The organism is Micromonospora sp. NPDC003776 (assembly GCF_053605645.1).
In genome coordinates, this window is record NZ_JBSGJR010000278.1 from 1 (window position 1) to 8,655 (window position 8,655).

10 protein-coding genes are annotated in these 8,655 nt (G+C 74.7%); 4 read left to right on the forward strand and 6 right to left on the reverse strand.

The genetic code is table 11. The features are described 5' to 3' along the window. Positions 1-36: 36 nt before the first annotated feature. A complete protein-coding gene (locus ACWEVO_RS21470) occupies positions 37-261 on the reverse strand; it encodes a DUF3072 domain-containing protein (RefSeq protein WP_452309307.1) in 225 nt (74 codons plus the stop codon). A gap of 102 nt (positions 262-363) precedes the next feature. Here ACWEVO_RS21470 and ACWEVO_RS21475 point away from each other — a divergent pair, with 102 nt between their 5' ends. Continuing rightward, complete coding sequence (locus ACWEVO_RS21475) at positions 364-1,311, forward strand: NAD(P)/FAD-dependent oxidoreductase (protein WP_452309316.1); 948 nt, start codon at positions 364-366, stop codon at positions 1,309-1,311. Between the two features lie 28 nt (positions 1,312-1,339). Here ACWEVO_RS21475 and ACWEVO_RS21480 read toward each other — a convergent pair whose 3' ends face one another. The 3 genes from ACWEVO_RS21480 to ACWEVO_RS21490 all read right to left on the reverse strand — a co-directional run bounded on the left by ACWEVO_RS21480 (position 1,340) and on the right by ACWEVO_RS21490 (position 5,609). Next, a complete protein-coding gene (locus ACWEVO_RS21480) occupies positions 1,340-2,635 on the reverse strand; it encodes a cation:proton antiporter domain-containing protein (RefSeq protein WP_452309308.1) in 1,296 nt (431 codons plus the stop codon). Positions 2,636-2,753: 118 nt separating this feature from the next. Beyond that, on the reverse strand, positions 2,754-3,431 hold the full coding sequence (locus ACWEVO_RS21485; protein ID WP_452309309.1) for an HAD family hydrolase: 678 nt from the start codon (positions 3,429-3,431) through the stop codon (positions 2,754-2,756). 39 nt (positions 3,432-3,470) lie between these two features. Then, positions 3,471-5,609, reverse strand: a complete 2,139-nt coding sequence (locus tag ACWEVO_RS21490; protein WP_452309310.1) for a SpoIIE family protein phosphatase — start codon at positions 5,607-5,609, stop codon at positions 3,471-3,473. A gap of 200 nt (positions 5,610-5,809) precedes the next feature. Between ACWEVO_RS21490 and ACWEVO_RS21495 the strand changes: the two genes are divergently transcribed. Continuing rightward, complete coding sequence (locus ACWEVO_RS21495) at positions 5,810-6,664, forward strand: membrane protein (protein WP_452309311.1); 855 nt, start codon at positions 5,810-5,812, stop codon at positions 6,662-6,664. 63 nt (positions 6,665-6,727) lie between these two features. On the opposite strand, the gene ACWEVO_RS21500 is transcribed toward ACWEVO_RS21495, so the two are convergent. After that, the gene (locus ACWEVO_RS21500) at positions 6,728-7,090 is read right to left on the reverse strand and encodes a DUF6401 family natural product biosynthesis protein (RefSeq protein WP_452309312.1); all 363 of its coding nucleotides are present in this window, start codon (positions 7,088-7,090) and stop codon (positions 6,728-6,730) included. A 176-nt stretch (positions 7,091-7,266) separates the two neighbouring features. On the opposite strand from ACWEVO_RS21500, the gene ACWEVO_RS21505 reads away from it, so the two are divergent. Continuing rightward, entirely contained in the window at positions 7,267-7,704 is a 438-nt protein-coding gene (locus tag ACWEVO_RS21505) for a hypothetical protein (RefSeq protein ID WP_452309313.1), read from the forward strand. Here ACWEVO_RS21505 and ACWEVO_RS21510 read toward each other — a convergent pair. Further along, positions 7,701-7,913 carry a hypothetical protein gene (locus ACWEVO_RS21510; protein WP_452309314.1) on the reverse strand — a complete coding sequence of 71 codons (213 nt, stop codon included), beginning with the start codon at positions 7,911-7,913 and terminating at the stop codon, positions 7,701-7,703. The two genes, ACWEVO_RS21505 and ACWEVO_RS21510, sit on opposite strands and share 4 nt — an antisense overlap. A 178-nt stretch (positions 7,914-8,091) precedes the next feature. On the opposite strand from ACWEVO_RS21510, the gene ACWEVO_RS21515 reads away from it, so the two are divergent. Then, positions 8,092-8,655: MFS transporter (locus ACWEVO_RS21515; protein WP_452309315.1), on the forward strand; the 564-nt coding region annotated here is incomplete at its 3' end.

Here is an 8,655-nt window from a genome sequence, read left to right on the forward strand (position 1 = left end):
ACCGGGTCGAGCTGCACCGCCTGCCCCCGCGCTGAGTCACCGGCCCCGGCCGGTCTCCGCCTGGAGCTCGTCGATCCGGCGGGACGCCTCCGCCTTCGTCAGCCCGTCGGGCACCTCCTCGCCCGCCTCCCGGGCCAGGGTGTGCAGGTACGACTCCTGGGCGGCGGTCGGCGGCTCGTCGCCGGTGACCCACTCGTCCGGATCCTTGATGGCGGCCTCCGGGTTGACCCGGTCGGCGCCGCTGTTGCCGCGGTCGGCCATGACGATCACCTCTTCCTCGAACAGGTGTACCACTACCCGGGGCTCCGGCTCTTCATGCCGCCGACCGAATACGATCATCGGGTGACTGCGGACCGGACGGGTGTGGTGGTGGTCGGCGCGGGCATCGCCGGGGTGGCGTGCGCCAACGAGCTGGCCCGGGCCGGCATCCCGGTCGAGGTGCGGGAGCGGGCCCGGGTGACCGGCGGGCGGATGGCCAGCAAGCGGTTCGACGGCCGACCCGCCGACCTCGGCGCGGCGTACCTCACCGTCGACGACCCGGACTTCGCCGCCGTCGTCGAGGAGTGGCTGGCCGCCGGGCTGGTGCGGGAGTGGACCGACACCTTCGTGGCGTACGGGCCGGACGGGCGGCGGGACAGGTCCGGCCCGTGCCGGTGGGCGGCGCCGCGCGGGCTCCGCTCACTGGTCGAGCACCTGGCCCGCGACCTCACCGTCGCGCACAACCGGCTCGTCATGACGGTCGAGCCGGGGCCGCGCGTGGACGGCCGGCCCGCCGAGGCGGTGGTGCTCGCCATGCCGGGCCCGCAGGCGGCGCTGCTGCTCGACCCGGCGCTGGCCGCCGCGACCCGGGCGGTGGCCCGGCAGCGCTGGTCGTCGGCGCTGGCCGGGGTGCTGCGCTTCCCGGTCCGGCGCTGGCCCCACTTCGCCGGCGCGTTCGTCAACGGCCACCCGGTGCTCGGGCTGGTCTGCGACGACGGGGACCGGCGCGGCGACGGCGCGCCCGTGCTCGTCGCGCACACCACCCCCGAGTTCGCCGCCGGTCACCTGCTGCAGCCCACCAGCGCCGCCCCGGCCATCGAGGAGGCGGTCCGCGACCTGCTCGGCCTGCCGGAGCCGGCCGAGCTGACCCACGTGCACCGCTGGACGTACGCCAAGCCGGTCGCCGGCGGCGACGGGACGTACCACCTGGACGACGACGGGATCGGGCTGGCCGGCGACGCGTTCGGGCGGCCCCGGGTGCAGAGCGCCTGGCGGTCCGGCCGGGACCTGGGCCGCGCCCTGGCCACCCGGCTGGGCGCGGACCGCGGCTGACCGGGAGCCCGCCCGGCCGCCGATCCGGTCAACCCCGGACGCCGCCCAGGGCGGGCTCGTCCGTCCGGTCGCCCGCCGGGGAGTCGCCGGTCCGCTCGCCCGCCCGGTCCAGCAGCTGCATCACCGGCGTCGCCGCGATCCCGTGCACCACCACCGAGACGACCACCACCAGGCCGATCGTCGCCCAGAGCAGCTCGGCCTGCGGAAAGTCGGTCCGGCTGGTGGCGTACGCCAGGTAGTAGAACGAGCCGACACCGCGGATGCCGAACAGCGAGATCACCCAGTGCTCCGCCGGCCGGCCCGGCGCGCCGCGCAGCGACAGCCAGCCGGCCAGCGGCCGGATCACGAAGACCAGGGCCAGCCCCACCAGCGCCGCCGGCCAGGTCAGCGGCGCGAGCAGCCCGCCGATCACGGCGCCCCCGAGCAGCAGCAGCAACAGCACGGTGAGCAGTCGTTCCACCTGCTCGGCGAAGTCGTGCAGCACGGAGTGGAACTCGTGGGTCCGTTCCGCGGCCCGGATCGCCCGGGCGGCCACGAAGACGGCCAGGAAGCCGTACCCGCCGGCCACCTCCACCAGCCCGTACGCCAGGAAGGTCGCGGCGAGGGCGAGGAAGCCCTCGGCGTGCCGGGCCAGCCGCAGCTCGCTCGGCGCGCGGAAGAAGAGCTTGCCGAGCAGCCAGCCGATCAGCAGGCCGCCGCCCACGCCCACGGTGAGCTTGTAGAGCACGTCGACGGTGAGCCAGTGGGCCAGCCAGTCCGCCGGGGCGAGGCTGGTGGTGGCGATGGCGATGGCGGCGTACACGAAGGGGAACGCCAGGCCGTCGTTCAGCCCGGCCTCCGAGGTGAGGGCGAAGCGCACCTCGTCCTCGGAGTCCTCCACGTCGGTGGGCTCGCCCACCTGCACGTCGGAGGCGAGCACCGGGTCGGTCGGGGCGAGCGCCGCGCCCAGCAGCAGCGCCGCCGCCGGCACCAGTCCCGCCCACCACCAGCCGAGCATGGCCACCGCCGCGATGCACAGCGGCATGGCGACGGCCAGCAGCCGCCACGTCGAGGACCAGCGGGTCCAGCTCAGCGGCCGGTCGATCTTGAGTCCGGCGCCCATCAGGGCGACGATCACGCCGACCTCGGTCAGGTGGGTGGTGAGCTCCGGCCAGCGCAGCGGGTCCGGCGACGGCAGCCCGGTGGGGAGCAGGAAGACGAGCATCCCGAGCCCGAGGAACGCGATCGGCATGGAGAGCGGCCGGCGCTCCAGCACGCGCGGCAGGACCCCCGCCAGCAGCGCACCGAGGCCCAGCAGCGCGAACGTGACATCGACCGGTTCCACCGCACCATCCCTCCCACCTGCCCGCGCACCCGGACAGGTGGTCACCTGTGCCCCGTACCGGCGGTCCCTATGCCTGGGTGTCCGGGTCTGCCCGGGTGGGTCCGGTCACGGGCGGCGGTCAGCCGAGCGTGGCGATGGCGCTGTCGGCGAGCCCGTCGAGGAGCCCGGCCGGATCGTCGTAGACGGCCACGGCGCCCGCCCCGGCCAGCTCCGCCCGGCTGGTGCCGCCGCAGGTGAGGCCGATGCAGGGGATGTGGAGTTTGCCGGCGGCCGCCACGTCCCAGACGGAGTCGCCGACGAACACCACCCGCTCGGCGGCCAGCCCGGACTGGTCCAGCGCGGCGACCAGGATGTCCGGTGCCGGCTTGCTCTCCTGCGCGTCCGCCGAGGAGGTGACCGTGTCGATAACGTCATCGGCGGCGAGCGCGGCGCGCAGGGCGGCCACCTCGTGCTCGGCCGCCGAGGTGGCGAGCACCACCCGCAGCCCGCGCGCGGCGCAGGCCCGCAGCAGCTCCACGGCCCGGGGCAGCGGCGTGAGCCGCTCCCAGTACTCCGTGTAGAGGGCGTCGTGCGCGTCCCGCAGCTTGCCGTCGCCGTCGCGGTCGCGCTCCGGCCCGACCAGGTGGTCGAGGAGCTTGTCGGAACCCATCCCGATGGCCCGGTGGATGCGCGCCATGGGCACCCGGTGGTCCGCCTGGCGCAGCGCTTCCCACCAGCTCACCGTGTGCAGGTACGTGGTGTCGACCAGGGTGCCGTCCACGTCGAAGAGGACGCCGCAGCGGTTGTCGTCAGGCATGGCGCTCCTACTACCCCGCCGGGTCGCCGCCGACGCCCGTCAGCCGGCGGGGATGAGGATCTCGAACCAGACCGTCGACCCGCGCACCGTGGGGTCGGTGCCCCAGGCGTCGCTCAGCTCCTCGATCAGGCCGAGACCGCGCCCGCGGCTGCTCAGGGTGTCGGTCCGGGCCCGGGTGACCTGACCCCGGGTGCCGGAGTCCGCCACCGAGACCAGCAGCCGCTCCGCGCTCAGGTCGATCTCCACCCGGGCGGCGGTGCCGGCGTGCAGCAGCGCGTTGGTGGTCAGCTCGCTGGTGCACAGCACGGCCGCCCCGATCACCCCCTCCGGCACCTGCCATTCGGCGAGCTGGGCGGTCATCCAGTGCCGCACCCGGCTCGGCGCGGTCGGCTCGGCCGGCACCTCCATGCTCGCCGAGCGGCTGGGCTTCACCGCGTGCTCCACCGCCAGCACCGCCACGTCGTCCTCGGTGGCGCCGGGTACGGCGGCGGTGGCCACCGCGCAGAGGGCCCGCGGGTCGCCGCTGCCCGCGGCGGTCACCGCCGTGGCCAGTCCGGTCAGGCCGGCGGTCAGGTCCTGCCAGCGCCGCTCCACCACTCCGTCGCTGAACAGCAGCAGGGTGTCGCCCGGGTGGAACGGCACGGTGGTGGTCCGCGGCCGGCAGCCCAGGCCCAGCGGCGGGCCGGGCGGCAGCTCGACGTACTCGGCGGCGGGCTCGTCGCCGGCCGGGGAGTGCCGGATCAGTGGCGCGGGATGGCCGGCACTGGCCAGCGTGATCCGCTCCCGGTCGGCCTCGATCACCCCGAACACCACGGTGACGAAGAGCTCCTGGGTCCCACCCTCGACGCCCAGGCTGGCGACCAGCCGGTCCAGCCCGGTCAGCACCGCGGCCGGGTGGGGGTCGGTGAGCGCCAGGGCGCGCAGCGCCGCGCGTACCTGACCCATCCGGGCCGCGGCCTGCACGTCGTGCCCGGCCACGTCGCCGAGGACCACGCCGAGAGCACCGGTGGGCAGCACGAACGCGTCGTAGAAGTCGCCGCCGGCGGCGTTGCCGTCCACACCCGGGTCGTACCGGGCCGCGATCCGCAGCCGCGGGAGGTCGGGCAGCCGCTCCGGCAGCATGCTGCGCTGCAGCAGCTGGGCGGTGCCGTGCTGGGTCTCGAACCGCCGGGCCCGCTCCGCGGCCTGGCCGACCAGCTCCGCGGAGGCGGCCAGCAGTGCCCGTTCGGCGGGGGACCAGGGATGCTTCGCCTGGTAGCCGATGCTGAGCGCGCCCCGGACCACGCTCGAGCGCAGCGGCAGCGAGGCCAGCGCCCGGATCTTCTGGTCGTGCCGGTCCGCCGCGGTCTCCCGCAAGGGGTAGCCGTCGGTGACGAAGGAGGGCACCCCGCTGCGGGCGGGCACCACGGTCGGGACGGCCGAGTCGGCCGGCAGCCGGCGCCACAGCGGCGGGAGCCGCTCGTCGGCCTCGTCCAGCAGCTCGCCGCGGACCCGGCGGACCATCCGCCAGGCCGTGCCCTCGTCCACCAGGAAGGCGGCCCGGTCGGCGTCGAAGGAGTCCAGGCAGTAACGCAGCGCGACCCGGGCGACGTCGTCGAGGGTGAGGGTGCCGGAGAGCGCGGCGGCGAAGTCGCTCAGGCTCTGCAACTGCTGGGTGACGTGGGTGGTCTGCGCGGCGACGGTGAGCACGCCGACGATCTGGCCGGAGCTGTCCCGGACCGGCGAGTAGCCCCGGGTGAACACGGCCGGCTCGGCGCCGCCCCGGCGCCGGTCGACCGGCAGCACGGCCTCCCGCTCCAGGAACGGCTCACCCCGCCGGTACGCCCGCTCCAGCACCTCCCCGGCGCCCGGCTCGTGCCAGATGTCGGCGTACACCTCCGCCGCCGGCCGGCCGAGCGCGCCCGGGTGCCGGGCGCCGATCAGTTCGGCGTACCCGTCGTTGTAGAGCAGGACCAGGTCCTCGCCGTAGAGCAGGGCCATCGGCACGGGGGAGGCGAGCACCAGGTCGACCACGGCCCGCACCGCCGGGTCCCAGCTCTCGGGCGCGCCGAGCGGGGTGGCCGCCCAGGAATGGGCCAGCACCGCGCCGGCCGGCCCGGGGGTGCCCGGGCCGCGCTGCGGCGAAGCTCCCGGGGTGGGGGCTGACGGGGTGGGTACCCGCCCGACGGTGCCTGGCATGACCGCAGCCTATCCGGAGCGTGGCGAAGACGTTCCGATCATGTGTCGGGATGGCGTACCGGGTCGACCCGCTAGGGCTGTCCGGGCAGGTCCGGGCCGGTTCGAGGGGACATGTCGGGAAATTGCCGCGGCCGGCGCGGCGTGCTGCCGGAAGCACCGGGTATGCGGGCGGTCGCAGTTCACGTGACAGGAGGGACATCATGCAGAAAACCCTCGCGGTCGGGCAGGTGGACATCGGGTACGCCCTGACCGAGTTCTGGAAGTCGGTGCTGCTCTTCATCCCGAGGGCCGTCGCATTCATCGTGATCCTCGTGGTGGGATGGCTCATCGCCCGAGCCGTCCTCAAGATCGTGGACGTGGCACTGGAACGGGTGGGCTTCGACAAGGCCGTCGAACGCGGCGGCATCAAACGGGCCCTCGAGAGAACGAAGTACGACGCGAGTGACATCCTGGCCAAGTTGGCCTACTACGCGGTCCTGCTGTTCACCCTGCAGTTCGCCTTCGGCGTGTGGGGGCCCAACGCGATCAGTGACCTGATCCGGGGCGTCATCTCCTGGCTGCCGCGGGCCTTCGTGGCGATCATCATCGTGGTCATCGCCGCTGCCATCGCCAACGCGGTCCGCGACCTGATCACCGGGTTCCTCGGCGGTCTGTCGTACGGCCGGGTGCTGGCCGACCTGACGGCGGTCTTCATCCTGGCGCTCGGCATCATCGCCGCGCTGAACCAGGTGGGCATCGCCACGACGGTCACCACGCCGGTGCTGATCGCGGTGCTCGCCACGGTGGCCGGCATCCTGATCGTGGGCGTCGGCGGTGGTCTGGTGAAGCCGATGCAGGACCGCTGGGGCGGTTGGCTCGACCGGATGGCGGAGGAGTCGCGCGCGATCCGCGAGCAGCGGCAGGCGCAGGGTGCCGGCCGCAGCGACTACGAGCGGCAGATGGCCGACCGGGGCCGGCAGCCCAGCCCGACGGCGCCGCAGTCGTCGATGTCCGGCGCCGGACAGTACCGGCCCATGGGCGAGGAGACCGAGCAGTTCGGCCGGCCGAACGGCTGACGGAGTCGGAGCAGGGCGGGAGAGGGTGTCCGCGGGGCGATCGCGGGCACCCTCGCCGTGTCCTCAGGCCAGGTGACGCGGGTCCAGCGAGCGGGCCAGGGCGCAGACCGCGAGCAGGCGGGTGAACAGCCAGTCCGGCTGCGACCAGTCGACCGGTCCGGCCGGCGGCTGCCAGCCGTGGTCCAGGGCCGCGGCGCGGACCCCCTCGGCGTACCCGGCGAGGGCCGCGACGGTCAGCGGCCGGTGGTCGCCGTGCAGGCTGTCCCGTACCCCGGCGGCGTGCTGGTCGACCACGGCGAGCAGGCCGGGGTTGGCCGCGGCCGCGGCGAGGCCGGCGGTGCCGACGACGGTGGTGAGCGTGGTGAGGGTAGTCCGCGCGGACATCGCCGCGGAGCGGGTCGCCACCCGGTTGTCAGACACGCGCATGGTGACCGAGGCTAGCCCCGCGTCCCCGCGGCCGGCCTCGTCCGACCGGCCGATGCCCTGGTCGTCCGGGTGAGGCGCGGGCTCCGCCGGGGGGATTGACCCGCCCGTGCGGGGGCAAAGGGAAACCGGGCGTTCGGCGCGAGCGCGCCCAGCCGGACGGGAAGGGGACGGGCACGGTGGACGGACCGGATGAGGCGCACCGCCGGCCGGCGGGTGTGAGTGACGCCACGATCGAGGCGCTCGGCAAGCTCAGCGAGGCGCTGGAGACCGTGGAACGGGCGCGCGGCCACCTCTACTCGCTGCACCAGCTGATCGGGCACGCCGACCTCATGCTGGACGACGCGCTGGCGCTGTTCCGCTCCGCGGGCCACCACGACCTGGCCGACCGGATCGACCGGGACCTGCTCGGCCGCAACGTCATCGCGGGACGCTGGACCTTCCAGATCGTCGAGGACTTCGACGACGGCTACTACGCGCTCTTCCGGGAGCTGGACCGCCAGGCCCGCGACCGGCTGGTCGGCGGTCGCCGGCACCTCTACGAGGCGGAGATGAAGGAACGGCGGCGCAGCCCGGGGCGGCCGGGGCACGAGGCGCGCCCCGGCGCGGCCGGCTAGTCGGAGGAGCGGGCGTTCGCCGGCTGGCGTCGCATGGTGTCGTCAGCGATGATGACCGTCGCGACCATCAGTGCCACCACCAGGCTGAACAGCCAGGAGCTGTCGGTGGTGAACCTGGCGGCGACGGGCGCCTGGATGGCGGCCAGCAGGAAGCCGAGCCACGCCAGGCGGCGCTGACGAGGGGTGAGGAAACCGGTGCCCTGTTGCATCCCGAAAGTCTTGCGCGGGACCGGCCCATCGCCGTCCCCCGTTCGGCCGATTCTGAATGGGCTGACTGTTTTCTCGACCTTTCGTGCCACGTTTCTTGGCGTTTCGGGGGAGGCGTCGGGCGGCCGGGGCGGCTAGCGGTTTTTCCGGGGTGGGACCGGCGCGGCAGGATGGCACGCTGTGTCCCGCACCTCCCCGCCCCGCCCGTCCCTGCTCCTCCTCGCCTACCTGGCGTTCGTCAGCCTCGGGTTGCCCGACGGCCTGATCGGGGTGGGCTGGCCCTCCATCCGGGTCGACCTCGGCGTGCCCACCGAGGCGGTGGGCGTGGTGCTCACCGCCGGCACGGTGGCCTACCTGACCTCCAGCGTGCTCGCCGGGTTCACCCTCGCCCGGCTCGGTGTGGGCTGGCTGCTGGCCGGCAGCACCCTGCTCGCCAGCGTGGCCCTCACCGGGTACGCGCTGACCCCCGCGCTCGCCCTCATGGTGGGCTTCGCCCTGCTCCTCGGGCTCGGCTCCGGCGCGATCGACGCCGGGCTCAACGCGTACGCGGCCGGCGCGTTCGGACCCCGGCACATGAACTGGATGCACGCGTTCTTCGGGCTCGGGGTGGCGATCGGCCCGCTGATCATGACCGGGGTGATGGGCGCCGGCCTGAGCTGGCGCTGGGGGTACGGCCTCGTCGCCGCCGCGCAACTCGCCCTGGCGACCGCGTTCGCGCTCACCGTGCGCGCCTGGCGGGACCGC